16 protein-coding genes are annotated in these 18097 nt (G+C 72.7%); 4 read left to right on the plus strand and 12 right to left on the minus strand.

Features of this window, described 5'->3' with window-relative positions:
* Window positions 1-85 precede the first annotated feature (85 nt).
* Together C7M71_RS10115 and clpS are read right to left on the minus strand one after the other, a co-directional pair.
* Entirely contained in the window at window positions 86-685 is a 600-nt protein-coding gene (locus C7M71_RS10115; RefSeq protein ID WP_111493093.1) for a DUF2017 domain-containing protein, read from the minus strand.
* 50 nt (window positions 686-735) lie between these two features.
* On the minus strand, window positions 736-1038 hold the full coding sequence (gene clpS / locus C7M71_RS10120) for an ATP-dependent Clp protease adapter ClpS (RefSeq protein WP_111493092.1): 303 nt from the start codon (window positions 1036-1038) through the stop codon (window positions 736-738).
* Between the two features lie 150 nt (window positions 1039-1188).
* Between clpS and C7M71_RS10125 the strand changes: the two genes are divergently transcribed.
* Window positions 1189-2550: a nicotinate phosphoribosyltransferase gene (locus tag C7M71_RS10125; RefSeq protein ID WP_111493091.1), complete on the plus strand. Its 1362-nt coding sequence runs from the start codon at window positions 1189-1191 to the stop codon at window positions 2548-2550.
* 168 nt (window positions 2551-2718) lie between these two features.
* Complete coding sequence (locus C7M71_RS10130; RefSeq protein WP_111493090.1) at window positions 2719-3312, plus strand: isochorismatase family protein; 594 nt, start codon at window positions 2719-2721, stop codon at window positions 3310-3312.
* A gap of 3 nt (window positions 3313-3315) precedes the next feature.
* On the opposite strand, the gene C7M71_RS10135 is transcribed toward C7M71_RS10130, so the two are convergent.
* The 7 genes from C7M71_RS10135 to C7M71_RS10170 all read right to left on the minus strand — a co-directional run bounded on the left by C7M71_RS10135 (window position 3316) and on the right by C7M71_RS10170 (window position 12518).
* On the minus strand, window positions 3316-4806 hold the full coding sequence (locus tag C7M71_RS10135) for a multicopper oxidase family protein (RefSeq protein WP_111493089.1): 1491 nt from the start codon (window positions 4804-4806) through the stop codon (window positions 3316-3318).
* 99 nt (window positions 4807-4905) lie between these two features.
* Window positions 4906-5895: a hypothetical protein gene (locus tag C7M71_RS30585; protein ID WP_162824203.1), complete on the minus strand. Its 990-nt coding sequence runs from the start codon at window positions 5893-5895 to the stop codon at window positions 4906-4908.
* Between the two features lie 183 nt (window positions 5896-6078).
* On the minus strand, window positions 6079-7368 hold the full coding sequence (locus C7M71_RS10150) for a S8 family serine peptidase (protein WP_162824204.1): 1290 nt from the start codon (window positions 7366-7368) through the stop codon (window positions 6079-6081).
* An 11-nt stretch (window positions 7369-7379) separates the two neighbouring features.
* Window positions 7380-8786, minus strand: coding sequence for a PPE domain-containing protein (locus tag C7M71_RS10155; protein WP_111493559.1), 1407 nt, complete (start codon window positions 8784-8786; stop codon window positions 7380-7382).
* Between the two features lie 30 nt (window positions 8787-8816).
* Entirely contained in the window at window positions 8817-9212 is a 396-nt protein-coding gene (locus C7M71_RS10160; RefSeq protein ID WP_111493557.1) for a hypothetical protein, read from the minus strand.
* 123 nt (window positions 9213-9335) lie between these two features.
* Window positions 9336-10061 (minus strand): endonuclease V, encoded by a 726-nt coding sequence (locus C7M71_RS10165; RefSeq protein WP_111493555.1) that lies wholly within the window; start codon window positions 10059-10061, stop codon window positions 9336-9338.
* An 81-nt stretch (window positions 10062-10142) separates the two neighbouring features.
* A complete protein-coding gene (locus C7M71_RS10170; protein ID WP_229758646.1) occupies window positions 10143-12518 on the minus strand; it encodes an immune inhibitor A domain-containing protein in 2376 nt (791 codons plus the stop codon).
* Between the two features lie 417 nt (window positions 12519-12935).
* Here C7M71_RS10170 and C7M71_RS10175 point away from each other — a divergent pair, with 417 nt between their 5' ends.
* The gene (locus tag C7M71_RS10175) at window positions 12936-13202 is read left to right on the plus strand and encodes a hypothetical protein (protein ID WP_111493551.1); all 267 of its coding nucleotides are present in this window, start codon (window positions 12936-12938) and stop codon (window positions 13200-13202) included.
* Window positions 13203-13246: 44 nt separating this feature from the next.
* On the opposite strand, the gene C7M71_RS10180 is transcribed toward C7M71_RS10175, so the two are convergent.
* Together C7M71_RS10180 and C7M71_RS10185 are read right to left on the minus strand one after the other, a co-directional pair.
* Window positions 13247-13864 carry an RDD family protein gene (locus tag C7M71_RS10180; protein ID WP_111493549.1) on the minus strand — a complete coding sequence of 206 codons (618 nt, stop codon included), beginning with the start codon at window positions 13862-13864 and terminating at the stop codon, window positions 13247-13249.
* Between the two features lie 75 nt (window positions 13865-13939).
* The gene (locus C7M71_RS10185) at window positions 13940-15808 is read right to left on the minus strand and encodes an RDD family protein (RefSeq protein WP_162824205.1); all 1869 of its coding nucleotides are present in this window, start codon (window positions 15806-15808) and stop codon (window positions 13940-13942) included.
* Window positions 15809-16187: 379 nt separating this feature from the next.
* Here C7M71_RS10185 and C7M71_RS10190 point away from each other — a divergent pair, with 379 nt between their 5' ends.
* Window positions 16188-16595 carry an SsgA family sporulation/cell division regulator gene (locus C7M71_RS10190; protein WP_111495362.1) on the plus strand — a complete coding sequence of 136 codons (408 nt, stop codon included), beginning with the start codon at window positions 16188-16190 and terminating at the stop codon, window positions 16593-16595.
* A 13-nt stretch (window positions 16596-16608) separates the two neighbouring features.
* Here the strand turns inward: C7M71_RS10190 and C7M71_RS10195 are convergent, their stop codons facing one another.
* Entirely contained in the window at window positions 16609-17940 is a 1332-nt protein-coding gene (locus C7M71_RS10195) for a glycosyltransferase 87 family protein (RefSeq protein ID WP_111495364.1), read from the minus strand.
* Between the last annotated feature and the right edge of the window lie 157 nt (window positions 17941-18097).

Raw genomic sequence — 18097 nt, forward strand, 5'->3', positions numbered from 1 at the left:
CGGAATTTGAGCGTGCCCAGGGATGATTCATCCCTTTGGGCACCGGTTCCGGCCGCCGCGCATCCCAGGATGCGGACAGCCCGAGTCAGGCGGTGACGGCCTCGATCAGCGACTCCTGCATCGCACCCAGCCAGAGGTACGCCATGACCAGCGGCTTGGCGGGGTCGTCGTCGGGCAGCCGGTACAGCCGCTCGTCCTCGCCGTCGTCGGTGACCTCCAGCCGGGCCCCCAGGGTGAGCCGCAGGTCGTTGAGGGCGCCCAGCCAGCGGCGGCACTGCTCGGCGTCCAGCCGCAGCACCCCGCCCCCGCCGCCCGCGGCGGAGAGCTCGTCCAGCGAGCGCACCACGGCGAGCGCGTCGTCGCGCTTGCGGGCCCGCAGGTCCACCTCGGTGAAGCGGCGGAACTCGGCGGAGGCGCTCCGCTGCTCGTCGTCGGGCGCCTTGCCCGGCTCGCCGTAGGCGTCGGGGAAGAGCCTGGCCAGCGCCGGGTCGTCCGGCGGGGCGGAGGGGCCCTCGGCAAAGAGCGCGGCCAGCGGATCGGCCTCGCCGCCCTCCGCCGGGCCGGCCGGTCCAGGGCCGATCAGCTCCAGCATCTGCACCGCGAAGCTGCGGAGGATGGAGGTCTCCACCTCGTCCAGCGCGATCGCCGCGCCGCCGCCGGGAGCCGTCTCGAACAGTCCTGCCATCAGGGTCTCAGGGCGCCCTTCGTATCTTCTGCTGCCGCGTCCTAGCGGTCTTACCGGTCCTGGCTGAGCGTGGCCCAGAGGCCGTAGCCGTGCATCGCCTGCACGTCCCGCTCCATCTCCTCGCGGGTGCCGCTGGAGACCACCGCCCGGCCCTTGTGGTGCACGTCCAGCATCAGCTTCCGCGCCTTGTCCTTGGGGTAGCCGAAGTAGGACTGGAAGACGTACACCACATAGCTCATCAGGTTGACGGGGTCGTTGTGCACGATCGTCACCCAGGGGGTGTCGGGGTTCGGGACGGCCTCGGAGGCGGACTCCGATTCGGTGCGCTCGATCTCGGCCGGCGCGACGCTCACTGGATGCGTCCCCTTCACTCCATCGCATGCCGCACCCACGTCGGGCGCGTCCCCACAGGGTCCATGCTGCCATCCGGGCGGCGGCGATGCGATCCGGCTCACCCTCGCTGGAAATCGTCAAACTGACGCTAAGGGGGTAGCATCCCTCATATGGACGTCACGGACGCATCCGGCGCCGAGCGCGCCTCCAGCGCGCCCTCCACAGCGCTGCTCACCGACCGCTATGAGCTCACCATGGTGCAGGCCGCGCTGCGCAGCGGCGCCGCGCACCGCCGCTCGGTCTTCGAGGTCTTCACCCGGCGCCTGCCCGAGGGCCGACGCTACGGCGTGGTCGGCGGCACCGGCCGGGTGCTGGACGCCATCGAGTCCTTCCGCTTCGACGGGGCCCGGCTGGACTGGCTCTCCGACCAGGGCGTGGTCGACGACGCCACGCTCGGCTGGCTGGCCGACTACCGGTTCGGCGGCGACATCAGCGGCTACCCCGAGGGCCAGGTGTACTTCCCGGGCTCGCCGATCCTCACCGTGGAGGGCAGCTTCGCCGAGGCGGTGGTCCTGGAGACGGTGGTGCTCTCCATCCTCAACCACGACTCGGCGGTGGCCGCCGCGGCCTCCCGGATGACCGCCGCCGCCGGGGAGCGCCCCTGCATCGAGATGGGCGCGCGCCGCACCCATGAGTACGCGGCCCCGGCCGCCGCCCGGGCCGCCCATATCGCGGGCTTCGCCTCCACCTCCGACCTGGAGGCGGGCTTCCGGTACGGCATCCCCACCGGCGGCACCAGCGCCCACGCCTTCACCCTGCTGCACGACACCGAGCGGGACGCCTTCACCGCCCAGGTGGTCTCCATGGGCCGGGGCACGACCCTGCTGGTGGACACCTACGACCTGGCCGAGGCGGTGCGTACCGCCGTCGACGTGGCCGGGCCGTCGCTCGGCGCCGTCCGCATCGACTCCGGCGACCTGCTGATGCTCGCCCACCGGGTGCGCCGCCAGCTGGACGAGCTGGGCGCCAAGGAGACCCGCATCCTGGTCACCTCCGACCTGGACGAGTACGCCATCGCCGCACTCGCCGCCGCTCCGGTGGACGCCTACGGGGTGGGCACCTCGCTGGTCACCGGCAGCGGGCACCCGACCTGCTCCATGGTCTACAAGCTGGTCGCCCGCGCCTCCTCGGACGAGCCCGACGCCCCGCTGCTGCCGGTCGCCAAGCGGTCGGCGGGCGCCAAGACCAGCCGGGGCGGCCGCAAGTGGGCGGCGCGGCGGCTGGACGCGGACGGCATCGCCGAGGCCGAGGTGGTCGGTACCGGGCCGGTCCCGCACGACCTGGCCGACCGGGTGGTCCAGGTGCCGCTGGTGCGCGGCGGGGAGGTGGTGGGGCGGGAGCCGCTGGCGGTCGCCCGGGCGCGGCACGCCGCCGTACGCGCGCAGTTGCCGCTGTCGGCGACCCAGCTCTCCCGGGGCGAGCCGGTGCTGCCCACCGAGCTGGTGTCCCGGTCGGGGCACGCGGGAGGGTGAAGGGGCAGGGAGGGTGAAGGGGCCGGGGCCTGCGGGGGCTGCGGGGCGTGGAGATGGCAGGTGCACACCCCTCCCGTCGGCGGTCCGGGCTGCCTACGCTCTACCTCATCCCGATCCCACCAGGACCATCCGCCGACCCTTCGACCCAGCTTCGTAAGCGAGGACCCCATGCACCGGGCACTGATCGTCGTCGATGTGCAGAACGACTTCTGCGAGGGCGGCAGCCTCGCCGTCGCCGGCGGTGCCGAGGTGGCCGCAGCCATCACCGACCTGGTCGCGGTGAGCGCGGCGGGCTACGCCCATGTCGTCGCCACCCGTGACAGCCACCTCGACCCGGGCGACCACTTCTCCGACCACCCCGACTATGTGCACAGCTGGCCCGCCCACTGCGTGGCAGGCACCGAGGGGGTGGGCTTCCACCCCAACTTCGCCCCTGCGGTGATCTCGGGCGCGGTGGAGGCCGTCTTCGACAAGGGCGCCCACGCGGCCGCGTACAGCGGCTTCGAGGGGGTGGACGAGAACGGCGTGTCGCTGGCCGTCTGGCTCCGTTCCCGGTCGGTCGGGGAGGTGGACGTGGTCGGCATCGCCACCGACCACTGCGTACGGGCCACCGCCCTGGACGCCGCCCGGGAGGGGTTCCGCACCCGGGTGCTGCTGGACCTGACGGCGGGCGTCGCCAAGGAGACCACCGAGCGCGCCCTGGAGCAGATGTACGCCGCCGGGATCGCCCTCACCGGCACGCCGGTGGTGCTCGCCACCTGAAGGTCAGGCCGGTCTGACCTTCAGGGACGTCATCATCCCCAGATCCTCGTGCTCGGCCATATGGCAGTGCAGCATGTAGAGGTAGGTGTCCGAGGCGTAGTCGGTGAACCGCATCGCGATCCGCACGGTGGCCCCTCGGCGGACCTCCACGGTGTCGCGCCAGCCGAGGTCGACGCCCCGGGGCGCCACGCCGTTCACCGAGACCAGCTGGAACGGCACGTCGTGGACATGGAAGGAGTGGTCCCGTGGCGACCGGTTGACCACCTCCCACAGCTCCAGCTCGTCCTTGCGCACCTCGATGACATTGCGGTCCATCGCGCTCATGGTGGTGCCCGAGACGCCGTCGATCCCCAGCAGACCGCCCCGCTCGGTGAGGGTGATGACGCGCGGCCGGAGCCCCGAGACGTCATAGCGGGAGATGGTGTTCAGCCAGGACGGCAGCGGGCGCAGCTTGGCGCGCTCCGGGCCCGGCAGCACCCGCAGAAGGGGCTGCCGGCTGTCCCGGTTGCGGCCCACCGTGGTCCGTACGGCCGCCTCCAGGGTGATCCCGTCGGTCGCGACATCGGCCACCACCTCGGCCCGGCAGCCCGCCGGCAGCCGCACCGCGTCGACCTCCGTGGGGCTGGGGAGCAGGGCCGACTCGGTGGCCACCTGCACCAGGGGGCGGCGGTCGGTACGGCGGACCGCGAGGACCTCCGAGAGCGAGGCGTTGAGCAGCCGCACCCGGCCCCTGGTGGCGGTGAAGGTCGGCGGGTCGCGGTCCACGGCGACGCCGTTGACCAGCAGGGGGAAGGACACATCGCGGGCGGCGAAGCCGTCGGAGTCGTACTTGATGGCGCCGCGCCGGTCCACGGCCACGCTCTGCACGATCACCGGGATGTCGTCGATGCCGTACTCGCCCGGCAGGCCGGAGGACGCGGACGCCGACGCCGACGCGGCGTCGTCGACGATCAGCATCCCGGCGAGGCCCCAGGAGATCTGCCGGGCGGTCCTGCCCATGGTGTGCGGGTGGTACCAGAGCGTGGCGGCCTGCTGCTTGACGGTGAACTCCGGGTTCCAGGACTGTCCTGGGGCGATGGCCGAGTGCACACCGCCGTCGTCCTCGGGCGGCACATGGGCGCCGTGCCAGTGCACCGCCAGGTCCTCGTCCAGGCCGTTGGCGACCTCGAACCGGACGCGCTGCCCGTCGCTCACCCGGATGGTCGGCCCGAGGTAGGAGCCGTTGAACCCGGCGCTGCGGCCGGTCACCCCCGGCAGCACCTCATGGGTGCCGAACGCGGCCCGCAGCGGGAAGACCAGGACGCCGTCGCGCAGGGTCGGCACCAGCAGTTCGGGTAGCGGGAGCCGGGTCGCGGCGGCTGCGGAGCCCCTCGGCAGGGCGATCCCGGTGGCACCGGCCACGGCGGCGGCGGTGGTGGCCAGTCCGGCGAGGAAGCGCCGCCGGGAGATGCCCGGCCTTCCGAGGCGGAGGGCCGGTGGAGCGATGTCGTCCATAACCGTGGACGCTAACCCGCTGATTCATGTGATTAACGGACTCTGGTGGGGGTCCACTCGATCAGTCCCGCCATCATGGGCCGCCGTCATGACCGGTCGTCACCCAGGCAGCACCATCAGCGGTACCGGGTCGACCCCGCCCGCCGCCAGAGCCTCCCGCACCTCGCGCTCCACCGCCTCCGGCTCGGCCTCCAGCCGCTCCGACGCCAGGTACACCACCCGCACCCCCAGGTACTCCATCCGGTGCTGGCAGCCGCGCACCCACGCCGACTCCCCCTCGCTCACACACCGGGCATCAGAATCCAGCTCCAGCGCGACCGCCTGCTCCGGCCAGAAGGCGTCCGGCAGCGCCACAAATGTGCCACCCCGCATCCGCAGCTCCGGCCCGAACTCGGGCGCCGGCAGCAGCCAGGTGTCCAGCAGATCCGCCAACCGCTGCCGGGCGCCCTCCCGGGCGGCGGTCAGCACCTCGTCCAGCGCAGCCCGCACCGGCGCCACCTCCAGCAGGCCCGCCGCGCGCAACTCCCCCACCAGCTCACGCACCGGGCAGCCCCGGTCCACCACCGCCTCCCGCAGCAGCTCCCGGGCGGCCCCCGGCCCGGTCGGTGCGGCCAGCGCGTCCGCCACCGCCCGCGCCATCGGCGCACACGCCAGACCGCGCACCAGCCGGGACTCCAGCGAGCGGTCGGTACGCACGATGCGCACCTCACCCGCGTCCCGCAACCGCCGCTGCGCCGGCACCAGCACATCCACCCCGGACACCGCCGGCAGCCGGGGCACCGAGGCGAAGCCGTACAGCGCCAGGGCCGCCGCCCCGGTGAGCGCGGGTGCGCCGCGCCGCCCCACCAGGCCGTTCTGCGCCGCATAGAGCAGCGCCGCCCACAGCCGCTGCTCGGGCGTCGGTGTGCCGGGCTGGAGCAGGAAGACCCGGGGCAGGATCCGCTGCCACGGCCCGCCGTGGCGGCAGTGCTCGGTGACGGTACGGGCCGGCACCCCACGGGCCCGCAGCTGACTTGCCGTCACCACGTTGTGCTGCGCCTGGGCGAGCTGGTCGAGGGAGGGCGTCGAGAAGGGGATCTGGTAGCTCATGGCCCCACGATCCCCGGCCGCCGCCGACGGCTACCCGCAACCCGGCCCCTGTTACAGACCCGTCGCCGATTCAGGACACCGCCGCACTAAAGTCCGCCTACCCTCACCCGAACAGCCCACGAACGCAGCCCCCTTGCCCTCACTCGTTCAGGGGAACCCGACGTGAGGCGCGGCGCCGACCGCCTACTGCTGGTACGGGTTGCTCTGCTGATACGGCGGGTACCCGCCGCCGCGCCGCCTCCTCACCACCACCACGACCACCAGCACCACCGCCACGACGACCCCGGCCCCGAGCACCACCACCCACACCGGCACCCCGCCGCCACCCGCCGAGCCCGCCGCCTCCCCCGCCGCCGAGTCCCCACCCCCCGGCACCGCCGCCACCGTGGCCGGCGCCTGCGCCTCGGCCCTCCCCAGCAACGGGTTCTCCTTCGGCCCGGCCGGGATCTCCATCGTCAGCGCCCGCCGGGGACTCGCGATCCCATACCCATACCGGTCATTGGGCACCCGGCTCCCATCAGGCGGCGCCACCGCCGACCTGATCAGCCGATTGACCACCTGCCCAGCGGAGAGGTCGGGGTACCTGGACCGTACGAGCGCGGCGATGGCGGAGACATACGCCGTGGCATCGGAGGTGCCGCTTCCGGTGCTGTATGCGGACGGGTCGGCATTGCTCGCGTCCCGGATCTGCACCCCCGGGGCGACGAGAGTGATCTCCGGGCCCGTGTCCGACTTCTCCCAGACCTTGCCATCCACGTCGACGGCACCGACCGCGATGACTCCGGGGAAGGCGGCAGGGTAGCCCACCCTGTCCACTCCGATGTTGCCGGTTGCTGCCACAAGCACGACATCGTGGTCCACCGCGTACCTGACCGCCGACCGGACCTCGGACACGTGTGCCTGAGCTCCGCCGATCGACATGTTGATGACCTTGGCACCGTGGTCCACCGCATAGCGGATCGCGTCAGCCACCCGCGTCTCCCCCGGGGGGAAGTCCAGTTTGTCGGCAGCAAGACGGAGCTTCACCGGAAGGATCTTGGCCTCCGGGGCAAGGCCCATGACACCGTCCAGCCTCCCCGGACCATGGCCGTGCCCCACAATCAGGCTGGCCATCGCGGTACCGTGGCCGATCTCATCGGTTCGACCGTCCGTGGACCCACCGGAGAAGTCTGCACCGGGGAGGATCTGACCGGTGAGGTCCTGATGCGCAGCCAGGACTCCGGTGTCGATCAGCCCGATGGTCACACCACCGCCCTTGGTGATGGGCCATACGTCCTGGGGCGCGTTGTACTTGATCAATGGCCACTGGGCGTCGCGTTCCCGGTCAGCCGAAGCACTCCCTGCGCCACCCCCCAGCGCGAGGCATGTAGCGGCAGCCGCCGCTGCGACGCGGCCCAGAGCCCTGACTCTCACCCTCGACACCTCGTTCGACTGTGCGGTCGCTTCGGAGCCCCCTGCCTGCCGCGCGACCACATACCGGATCGTCATTCCACCACGCCGGGATTGGGGCGCTCGCCGTCCACCCAGGTCTCCTCGTCCTCGACCAGGTAGTCCGGTCGTTCGCCCCGGCGCTCCTCGTCCTTCTTGCGGCCCCGGCTGCTCGCCCCGCCGAAGGGCTGCCCCAGCCGGGACCTGCTGCCGATTCCGGTTCCGCCTTCGGTGAAGACGCCGCTGCTGCCACTGCGCGTGCTCTCACCGATGATTCCGCCGGACCGCCGGGCTGAGCCGCTACCGCGCCGTGCCGACTCTCGGGCTCCCGCTCCGAGACCGCCCCCGGTACCGACGCCGCCCGCCGCGTGCTCCCCGCCCTGACGCATCGAACCTTCGCCGATGACGCTGCCTCCCATGGCAGATCGTGAACGGCCTGCACCCTCGCCGGAACGGCCGACATCGCCGCTGCCCGCGCGTCCACGGCCGACACCGGGTGCCGACCCTGCTGCCGGGTATGCGCCGCCGACCGGTCCACCGCCCGTGGCAGGGATGCCCCCGCCGATGCCATGGGAAGCCGGGCTGCCCCCGCCCGGCAGCACTCCCCCGGTCGTCGGCACTCGGGTGCCACCGGCGATGCCGCCGACGGAGCCGTCGAGGCCGGTCCCTGCTCCCGCCCCCGGCGACGCGGGCACGGAGGTGGCCGCTACCGCAGTACCGCCGTGGATCGCCGCATCCGTCACGATCCGGGAGGAATCCGTGGCTGCGCCGGGGCTACCGGCCGTGGCAGTGCTACGGCTCCGGCGCGCGTTGCCGGAACCGCTGCTGCCGCCAGCCGCCGCACTGATTCCGCCGAGGCCCGCTCCGACAATGGCGCCACTGATGGCTCCGGCGCCCGTGGGGTCCGGTGCAGGCGGTGGCCACTCCTCGTCCTTCTCACCCCACGAGCCTGCCGCCGGCGGATTCAGGATGGCTGCCGACGCCTGGTAGCGCCTGGCCAGGGTCTGCATGATGGCGACGGCCCGCTGTTTGCGGGAGTCGGCCTCGCTCTGACGGGTGTCCGCGTCGTCCGCGCCGAACAGCCCCGAGACCTTGTCGTCGACCCAGTCGGTGGTGCGGTCCCAGGCTGACGGTTCGTCGGGCATGGCTGCTTTGGCCTCGTCGATGGAGTCGGCGACGATCTCCAGGGTCACTGCGGTGTCGTTGGCGTATTCGGCGGTGTTGTTGACGCTGTTGGCCAGCTTGGTCATGCGGGTGTAGAAGGCGTCACTGGCCTGGCCCTCCCAGTCGGTGGTGGCCTGGCCCGAGTAGGACTGGAGGGCGGTGCGGATGCCCTTGAGGGTGTCGTAGGTCCGGCGCCAGGGGTCGGCGGCCTTCATGATGTCGCCGGAGTTGAGGGAGTCGACCATGCGTTTCAGTTCGCCGTGGCTGTACTGGCCGAAGTCGGTCGTCGCCTCATCCATGGTGGCCCTCCCCGGTCTGCCCGGTCCCCGTCACCACTTCTCGCTCTTCTCCACCTCGGAACGGCTCGGCGGGCCTGGCGGGCTCGGCTGCGCCGGGGTGTTCGCGGCGCCGGGGTGGAGGGCGGCGGCCGTGCCGTGCTCCTGGTCGCCGTAGTTGCGGGCCGTGGCGTCGGCGTTCTGCTGGGCCTCGTCCAACGCCTGGTGGAGGACGTCGAGGACGTCGCGCAGCGAGTCGCGCATCACGCCGTACTTCTCGTCCAGCTGCCGCGCCTCGGCGAAGGGCCCGAAGCTGCCCGACGCCACGCCGGTGCCGGCGTGCGTCCTGCTGCCGTCGGCGCCTGCCTCGAACTCCGAGAGCAGTCCCCGGACCTTCCTCGCGAACTCCTGGAGGTTCTCCATCTGGACCTGGTAGCCCGAACCGGCCACGGCCTGCCTCCCCCTCGGCCTTCTGGCGACATGCGGAGCACTCATGTCTAACACAGCGTCGGCCCGGTTTGAACCGAACCTCACCCGTATCGGTCATGCCCCGGCCGGTCATGCCCCGGCCGGTCAGTGGCGCTGGGCGGCGGCCAGGGCGCGGCGGCAGAGGGAGTCGGCGTGGCGGGTGGTCTCGGGGAGGCGGTAGCGCGGGGTGAGGTGGAGGGTGTGGGCGCAGGCGTGGTCGAGGGAGACGGCGTGGCCGGTGGAGACGAAGACGGGTTTGACGCCGGTGCGGGTGCGGAGGGCTCGGCCGACGTCCTCGCCCGCGTCGAGCAGCGGGCTGCGGTCGCCCCGGGTGGGGCCGGGGGGCTGGTGGGTGAAGGTGAAGGGGGTCTTGGCGACGCCGAAGGCGGGGATGCCGGTGGTCAGGCCGAGGTGGCTGGCCAGGCCGAGGCGGCGGGGGTGGGCGATGCCGTAGCCGTCGCAGACGATGAGGCCGGGGCGGGTGGTGAGGCGGTCCAGGGCGTCCAGGACGGCGGGGAGTTCGCGGAAGGCGAGCAGGCCGGGGATGTACGGGAAGGCGATGCGGCCGACGGCGGTGGCCTGGTCGACCACCTGGAGGGTGGCGACGTCGAGGACCACGGCGGCGGCGGCCACCAGGTCGCGCTGCTCGTCGTAGGCGACGTCCACGCCGGCGACGGTGCCGCCGTCCTCGACGGCGGGGCCGGGGCCGATGCGGTCGACGAGTGGGCGGAGCCGCTGCTGTTCGGCGACGGCCTCGGCCTCGGTGCGGGGCCGGTGGGGCCTGCGGGGCCGGTCAGGGGTCGGGGGCGCTGCCGGGTCGGAGGGGGTCACGGCGGCGAGGGTACCGGGGCAGCGATCCGCCCGCCCCGGGCGGGCCGGAGCGGGCGGGGTCTGGGGTGAGACCGGCGGTGGTTACCTGGCCGGTGTCACGAGGACCAGGGTCTCCAGCTTGTCCGGGGTGCCGGCGAGCACCTCGATGCTGGTCCTGGTGTCCGGGACCTTGACGCTGTTGTACGGGTTGTCGGCGTACCAGTAGGTGCCCTTGTGGTCGTTGAAGACCGGGACGCCCGGCTGGGACGGGACGGTGGTGGCGACGTCGGCCTTGTGCAGGGTCAGCTTGTCGGTCTTCTCCAGCCCGAAGGTGGAGTCGTAGCCCTGGAAGCGCGTCCGCATCAGGCTGCCGTCGGCCCACTTCAGCGGCTTGGCGTGGGCGTCGACCGGGAGGACGAGGCCCTGACCGGGGTGGGCGCTGACGTTGTTGTCGGCCTGGGAGGTGTCCCAGTACCAGACCAGCAGGCCGTTCTGGTAGGGGAAGTGCTCGACCCAGTCCGGCCGGGAGGCGAAGCCGAAGTTGTACGGGCCGGTCTTCAGCGTGGTGTCGTAGGACACGTACTGCCGGTTCTCGGCCAGGTAGTACTGGGCGTAGTCGTTGGTGACCGACCCGGTGATGCGCTGGAAGCCGTTGGCGGTCCAGCCGTTGTCGCCGTTCTCGGCGCCGTCGATGAAGAGCCGGGTGCCGTCGGCGGTCACCGCGATGTCGTCGAGGGCGAGGCCGCGGTAGTGCAGGCCGCCGTCGGTGACGTAGTGGAAGCGGATCTTGATGGCCTGGCCGGCGTAGGCGTCCAGCGGGAAGGCGAGGTCGCCCCACTGGGCCACCTGGCCGGTGAGGCCGGCCTTGCCGCCCTCGTTGTGCGGGATGGGCTTGCCGTTGTAGGTGCCGTCCAGGACGGTCCAGGTGGCGCCGCCGTCGGTGGACGCCTCGGCGTAGCCGAAGTCGTAGTCCTGCTCGATCTCGTACCAGCCCTTGGCGGTGAGGGTCGCCGAGGTCCGGCCGGTGAGGTCGACGTCGCGGGTGAGCGAGACATTGAGGTCGTCGGCGGCGCCGCTCCACCACTCATAGGAGCCGGCGGCGGGCGTGTTGACCGCCGTGGTCACCTTCTTCTTGGGCAGTTCGACCAGCAGGCCCTGGGCGCGCTTGCTGTTGTACTCGGCCGGGCCGAGCAGGTGCGCCGAGGTCTTGCCCGCCTTGGCGGTGTCGTAGTTGAGCCAGCCCAGCTGGAGCTTGCTCCACACGTCCAGGTCGTTGGGCTTGTCGCCGATGCTGTCCTTGCCGTCGCCGAGCCAGGAGCCGGAGGACATCAGGGACCAGAAGCCGACGGAGTTGTCCTGCGGGCCCTGGGTGTCGTACAGGTCGGGCAGGCCCAGGTCGTGGCCGTACTCATGGGCGAAGACGCCGAGGCCGCCGTTCTCCGGCTGCATGGTGTAGTCGCCGACCCACATGCCGGTGTCACCGATCTGGGTGCCGCCGAGCTTGTTGAAGTCCGGGCCGCTGGTGCCCATTCCGGAGGAGTACGCGTACCAGCGGTGGGCCCACAGCGCGTCGTCACCCTGGACGCCGCCGCCGGCCGACTGGTCCTCGCCGGCGTGCACGATCTGGAAGTGGTCGATGTAGCCGTCGGGCTCGTCGAAGTTGCCGTCGCCGTTGTAGTCGTAGCGGTCCCACTGGTCGTAGGAGGCGAGGTCGGCCTTGATCTGGGCGGCGGTGCGGCCCTTGGCCTTCTGGTCGGCGGTCCAGATGTTGACGGCGTCGCGGATCAGGTCATGGGCGTTGGTGCAGACATGGGAGCCGCAGAAGTCGCTGCCGTAGCGGGCCTCGTTCCACGGCACCTTGACCCAGTCGGATACCACGCCGTCGACCGAGTAGCGGCCGGAGGACTGCTTCTCGTAGTAGGTCTTCAGGGAGTCGCCGGTCTTGCTGAAGTACAGGTCCTGGTAGTGCTTCTGGTTGTAGTCGGACTTCCAGGCGGTGGAGTTGTCGTTCTTGCGGTCCGGCCCGGCTATCTGGTTGTGGGTCGGGCCGGGGGTGCCGCCGTACTTGACGACGGGCGGCTTGGGGCCGGGGCCGTCGGGGTCGTACATGGTGGTGTTGTCGACCTGGTCGCCGAACTCCACCAGGATGGTGAAGATCTTGTCGTTGCGCTCGCGTGCCAGCTCGACGTACTTGTCCCGGCCCAGCTTGATGCTCTTGCTGCGGCCGTGGGTCTCGATCTTGGCGGTGCCCTTGAGCAGCTGCTCCAGGGCGCTCTTGCGCTCCGCCTCCTGCTTGACGCCGAGTGGGCTCGGCAGATCGTGGTCGACCTGCTGGATCTGCACATCGGCCGGATCGTGGCTGACCGGGGCGGCCCCCTGGCCGGCGGCGGTGGCTGTTCCGGGCAGCGTCGCGGCAGCGAGCGCGGCGATGAGCGCGGCGGCGGCGCTGCCCGCGACGGCTCTCTTGGTGGTCTTCAACGTGGTGACGTCCTCCCCTTTCCGCCTGGTCCACGGGGGCGGGCGGTGGCCCGGCCGGTGGGCCAGTAAAAGCCAAGTGGAGGACATTTGATCGGACGAGTACGGCAAAAGAAAGATCTTGACCCGAACATGACGACCGCTTTAGACTGCCCGGCCGCAAACCTCCTGACGCAGCGTCATATGGCGTCCGGGACGTGATCTTCGCCATACTCGGCCCGCCCGGCTGTGAGCCCGTGCGCCCCCCGTGCACCTCCCTCGGCGGTTAGGGTGGACTCGCCTGCACATGCACCGGGTAGATGCACAGTAAAAAAACTGCAACAGCCCTGACGGCCGTTCGCGAGCACGGGTGCCCAGGGCTGGGGAGCAGCAGAACCGACCCGCCCCGGACGTCCCCCCGATGCGAAGGACGGAACCACCATGCCCCGCCCCACCCCCGCCCAGGTCTGCTGGGGAACCCTCGCAGTCGTGTCCGCCACGGTGGTGCTGCTCGCCGTCTCCGGCGCCGACAGCCCGCTCTCCATCACCGTGCTGGTGGTCTTCGCCCTGGCCCTGGGGACCCTCGGTACCACCCTCTCCATCACCGGGCACGCCCATCGGACCGCGAGGACGGGCGGCGCCGCGCACCCGGCCCGGGCGTCAAGCGAGGCCGGGTATGCGCAGCCGTCGTCGTCCGGGCGGCGCTGAGCGGCTGACCGCCTGACCGCCTGAGTGCCTGACCGCCTGAGTGCCTAGTACTGGGTGGAGACCACCACGGTCCGCACCGCCTTGTCGTGCACGCACTGCCGATACGGCTGGTCGAAGAGGCACCAGCCGCCGTCCACCACCACCCAGGCGCCGCAGCAGAGCACCGAGGGCAGCGTGTAGACGGCGGCACGCCCCCATGCCTCGCCGGGGGTGGGCACATTGCCGTCCACCAGCCGGGCGACCCGCACCTTGGTGATCTTCTTCCCGACGGTCTGGCCGTCGCGGGAGAGCATCAGGCTCTCGTACACCCAGTAGACGAGGCCGAAGACCAGCGAGAGCGTCGCCTCACCGCTTCGGCTGTTCCAGTCCACGAACCAGCCGACGATCAGGCTGCACACGGCCGAGACCAGTACCGCGTCGATGATGCGGGCCAGCAGCCGCCTGACCCGCCCGCCCAGCGGAGGCATCCCCGGCACGGGCCCGCCGCCCGGTCCACCGCCCGGCGCACCGTACGGGGTGCCGGCGTCATACGGCGGCGGGGGCGCCGCCTCGAACGGCGGGGTGCCATACGGGTCGCCCGGCGGCGGCTGCTTGTCGAAGGAGGGCGGCGGCGCGCTGCCCTCCTGCTCGGGGCCCGGTCCGGGCGGCTCATGGGTGCTCATAAACCGAGTAGAACACCGCAGGATCACCCCTATGCGGACGACTACGCCCTTTTGGCGACCATTCGGGCCCTGGTGTCAGTCGTCCGCCGCGACGAAGGTGCCCCCTGCCTTGTCGTGCCAGCACTGGCGGAGCGGGCGGTCGAAGAGGCACCAGAGCGTGTCGAGGAGCCCGCCGAGCAGCATCCCCGCCAGCAGCTGCTGGGCCAGCCAGCGGCGGACCGCGCCGCCGAGGCCCGGAGGCCGCTGGGACTTCGTGTCCAGCACTCGGACACGGGCGAGACGCTTGCCGGGGGTGCGGCCCCAGCGGGCGGTGGGCAGTACCTCGTACAGGAAGCCGATGAGCAGCAGCACCAGCAGGAAGAGGCCGAGCTTGCCCAGCACGGTGGGGTCGATCAGCCATACGCGTACGGATCTGCCGGAGTCCCGGGCGGCGTCGATCTTCTCCTGGATGTGGTCCATGGCGGACGCGGCGAGCGGGATGCCGACGGCGGCGGCCAGGGCGGCCACCACCAGGCTGTCGACCACGCGGGCGGCGAGGCGTCTGCCGTACCCGGCGGGGCGGGCCTTCCGGCGGGCGGCCGCCCTCGCGGCGGTGGGCTGCGGCCGGCGGGTGGGCTCGGCCGCGGTGCGGTCCGGCCGGGGTGGCTGGGCGGTTCGGGCGGTCTGAGGTGCGGGGGGCTCTGCGGTGGGGGTGACGGCGGGGGTGCGGTGGGCCGTTCCCGGGGCGGGTCGGCGGGCGGGGGTGGCCGTCTGCCGGGCCTCCGGCTCGCCGTCGGCGACGCCCCAGGAGACCCACCGGGGGGCGGCCTGGGACTCCATCAGCCCTCGCTGACTGTGGGCGTCCACCTGCCAGCCGGACGAGCGCTCGCGGTCGTCCGGCGACGCGGGGGGAGCCGAGGGGGTGGAGGGAGTGGCGGCGGGCGGCTCGGTGTCGGGGGCGGCGGGCGACCATGCCGAGCCGGTGGGCGCGGCAGCTGACCCCGTGTACGCGGGCGAGGCGCCGAACGGCGAACTGCCGGACCCAGGGTCGGGCGGCTCCGAGTAGCCCGGCGACGCGCCGAACGCCGAGCTGCCGGACCCAGGGTCAGCCGGCTCCGAGTAGCCGGGCGCGCCAGGCGCAGACGATGCGGCCGACTGGCGCTGGTCCGACGCGGCAGCGGCAGGTGACCCCTCGTAGCCCGGCTCGGCAGACCCGGGCGATGCGGCGAACCCCGAACTGCCAGGCCCGGGGCCGGGCGACCCCGCGTACCCCGACTCGTCGGATGCGGCAGGGCCGGGCGACCCCGCGTACCCCGGTGCAGCGAATCCCGGGTCGGCGGGTGCGGCAGGGGCGGGTGGGAGGGCGGCGGCGGTGGAGGAGCGGGCGGTCGGGCCGGTGGGGGCGGCCGAACGTTCCGGCGCGGTCCGGGCGGCCGGGTGGGAGGGGGTGGCCCAGGGGCTCGGCGGGGCGGGGTGGGGCGGGAGCGGGGACGCCGGGGCGTACGGCGGCAGCGGCCCGGCGGGCAGCGCCGGCCGGGCGGCCGGGGCGGGCAGTGCGGCCGGCGGCGGCTGCTCGGCCTCCCGGGGCGGGGGGCCCGCTGCGGCGGCGCCGGTCCAGGGCTCGGTGGTGAACGACGTACCGCCCGTGGTCTCGTCGAAGAAGACCGGCCCCGACTCGTCCAGCCTGGCCGGTCCGGCCCAGCCCCGGGCGGGTGCTGGTTCCTCCGGGGCCTCCGCCGCGCCCGGCGCCACCGGTGGCGGCACCGACCGCATCGACGGCGCCGAGCGCCGCGCCACCACCCGGGGCGGGGCCAGCACCTCGCCGGGGCCCGGTTCGGGCCTGCTGGTGCCGGGCGCCCACCCCCGGCCGTCCCAGTAGCGGACGAATCCGGGGATGGAGGGGTCGGGGTAGTAGCCGGGCGTGGGTGCGCCGGCTGTGGTGCCGGAAGAGGGCCGGTCCGTCATCTGTCCCCTGTCCCGTGGTCCGCTCTCGCTGTCGGGTGGTGGCCGTGCTGGTACGCCCGCCTCCCGCCGCGGGTTCGCAGACGCGCGGCAGCGGGACGCACGGGGTCCCCCGGGCGCGTATCGGCACGGCGCGCACCCGAGCAGTGACAAAGCGTAGTACCCGCGCGCCTCTCGGTGGGGGCGTTGCCAAAGGAACCGGCGCTCGGCCGCCCCGCGCGCTCCTTTGCTGACACGATGTCTTGCGATGTCTTGCGGCGCACCGTCCGGCGAAGTCGTGTAAGAGTCCCCCGTCCGGGCGCTCTCACGTATCACAGGCTCAGCGGCGGGGCAGACGCGTCCTGCCACTGGGAGAGACCAGTGCAGAGAGGAAGTCACACCCATGGAGACCGTGGTCGAGCACGAGCTCGAACTGAACCTCGTGCTCTCACCCGAACGAAGCGTCGCGGTGCCCGCCCGCCTCTCGTACGACGCGCACGACCCCTACGCCGTGCACATCACCTTCCATCTGGGCTCGGACACCCCGGTCACCTGGGTCTTCGCTCGCGAACTGCTGGCGGAGGGCATCTTCCGACCTTGCGGGCAGGGGGATGTGCGGATCTGGCCTGCCCGCCCGGGTGGTCGCGGCGTGCTCTGTATGGGCCTCAGCTCCCCGGCCGGGGACGCGCTGCTGGAGGCCCCGGCGGCAGGGGTCACCGAGTGGCTGGAACGCACGCACCGACTGGTGCCGCCCGGCTGCGAGGGAGAGTCGCTGGACCTGGACGCCGGCCTGGCCGAACTGCTGGCGTGACCAGGTCGGCCGGTCAGCGGGTCGCGGGGGCCTGCTCCCGGTTCCCGGGGCGTTGCGCGGGCAGCGTGGTGGAGGTGGGGCCTACGGCGGCCCGCCTCCGCCGGACCCGCGTCGCGGCGACGGCGAGTACGGCGACGCCCAGCAGCGGGTAGACCGCCGCCGGTACCTGCTGCCAACCGGGCAGGTACAGGTCGCGCGGGCCCTCGTGGGGCACCAGCCACATCCCGTAGCAGCAGAAGCCGAGGACGACCGCAGCCGTGATGGGGCGCCACCGCCGCCTGCGGACGGGCAGCGGCCGGGCCCGCTCCTGCGCGGCCTCGGCACTGAGCAACATGATCAGCGGGACGCACCACACCCAGTGATGGGTCCAGCTGATGGGTGAGATCAGCAGCGCGGTGATCGCCGCGCACAGGCTGCCCCATGCCTCGGCCCGGGGCAGGTGGGCGACGCTGCGGCCCGCCCACACCGCGACCGCCAGACCGAGCGCCGCCACTCCGGCGCCGGCCAGCAGACCGGCGTTGCCGGGGTCGGTGGTGTGCAGCAGCCGGGCCACCGCGCCGCGCACCGACTGGTTGTCGACGATCTCGGTCTTGCCGACCCGGCTGGAGTCGAAGAGGTAGGTGGTCCAGAAGCCGTGCGTGGCGTCGGGCAGCGCGATCCAGCCGATGGCGACGGTGCCGAGGAAGGCGCCGAAGGCGACGAAGGCGGCACGCACCCGGCCGGTGAGCAGCAGGTAGACGGCGAACAGGCCGGGCGTGAGCTTGATGCCTGCGGCGATGCCGATGCCGATGCCCTTGGCGCGGTGTGCGTCGGAGCGGGTGAGGTCCCAGAGGATCAGACAGGCCAGGCCGAGGTTGACCTGTCCGTACCGCAGGGTGGTGAAGACGGGTTCCAGCCAGACGCCGAAGCCGACGGTGAGCAGCACCGCCATCGGGCGGAGTTCGCGGCGCGGCCAGCCGACCAGTCGGCAGGAGAGCCAGGCCAGTACGCCGAGCAGGGCGACGTTGGCGCCGGTGATGAGGACCCGCAGCAGGCCGGTACCGATCCAGGCGGTCGGGACGAAGAGCATCGCGGCGAACGGAGGGTAGGTGGCCGGCAGATCCCACTCGGTGACCCGGATGGAGTACAGGTCCGTCCCGTCCAGGACGGCGCGGCCCTCTGCCCGGTACACCAGCATGTCGATCATCGAGGTGCCGACGAAGTGCCGGACGACGGCGTAGGCGAGCAGCGAGACCACGGCTGCGGCGGCGGCGATGAGGGTGGGGCGGCGGGGGGCCTCGCGCAGTGCCTGGACGAGCGTCGTGCCGCCGCCGGCTGCCGACCGCTCCTGCTCCACCACTGCCACTGCCGTACTCCGTCCCACGCCGAACGCCCGCGACCCTACCTGATGGGGCTGTGCAGCCACGCTCCTCCCAGGTGGGACTTCCAAGACCGCCCGCCCGGTTCCCGGCCCCTGCGGGTGCGGGGCGGGGCAGGGCGAAGAGTAGGGCGGGGGGCAGGGC

The organism is Peterkaempfera bronchialis, from assembly GCF_003258605.2.
GTDB classification, from domain to species: Bacteria; Actinomycetota; Actinomycetes; order Streptomycetales; family Streptomycetaceae; genus Peterkaempfera; species Peterkaempfera bronchialis.

What these genes read in the sequence shown, in the direction of transcription:
- C7M71_RS10190 (WP_111495362.1), top strand. Translation starts at nt 16,188, where the DNA reads ATGGAGACCGTGGTCGAGCACGAGCTCGAACTGAACCTCGTGCTCTCA.
- C7M71_RS10155 (WP_111493559.1), bottom strand. Translation starts at nt 8,786, where the DNA reads ATGGATGAGGCGACGACCGACTTCGGCCAGTACAGCCACGGCGAACTG.
- C7M71_RS10115 (WP_111493093.1), bottom strand. Translation starts at nt 685, where the DNA reads ATGGCAGGACTGTTCGAGACGGCTCCCGGCGGCGGCGCGGCGATCGCG.
- C7M71_RS10130 (WP_111493090.1), top strand. Translation starts at nt 2,719, where the DNA reads ATGCACCGGGCACTGATCGTCGTCGATGTGCAGAACGACTTCTGCGAG.
- C7M71_RS10185 (WP_162824205.1), bottom strand. Translation starts at nt 15,808, where the DNA reads ATGACGGACCGGCCCTCTTCCGGCACCACAGCCGGCGCACCCACGCCC.
- C7M71_RS30585 (WP_162824203.1), bottom strand. Translation starts at nt 5,895, where the DNA reads ATGAGCTACCAGATCCCCTTCTCGACGCCCTCCCTCGACCAGCTCGCC.
- C7M71_RS10180 (WP_111493549.1), bottom strand. Translation starts at nt 13,864, where the DNA reads ATGAGCACCCATGAGCCGCCCGGACCGGGCCCCGAGCAGGAGGGCAGC.
- C7M71_RS10175 (WP_111493551.1), top strand. Translation starts at nt 12,936, where the DNA reads ATGCCCCGCCCCACCCCCGCCCAGGTCTGCTGGGGAACCCTCGCAGTC.
- C7M71_RS10135 (WP_111493089.1), bottom strand. Translation starts at nt 4,806, where the DNA reads ATGGACGACATCGCTCCACCGGCCCTCCGCCTCGGAAGGCCGGGCATC.
- C7M71_RS10125 (WP_111493091.1), top strand. Translation starts at nt 1,189, where the DNA reads ATGGACGTCACGGACGCATCCGGCGCCGAGCGCGCCTCCAGCGCGCCC.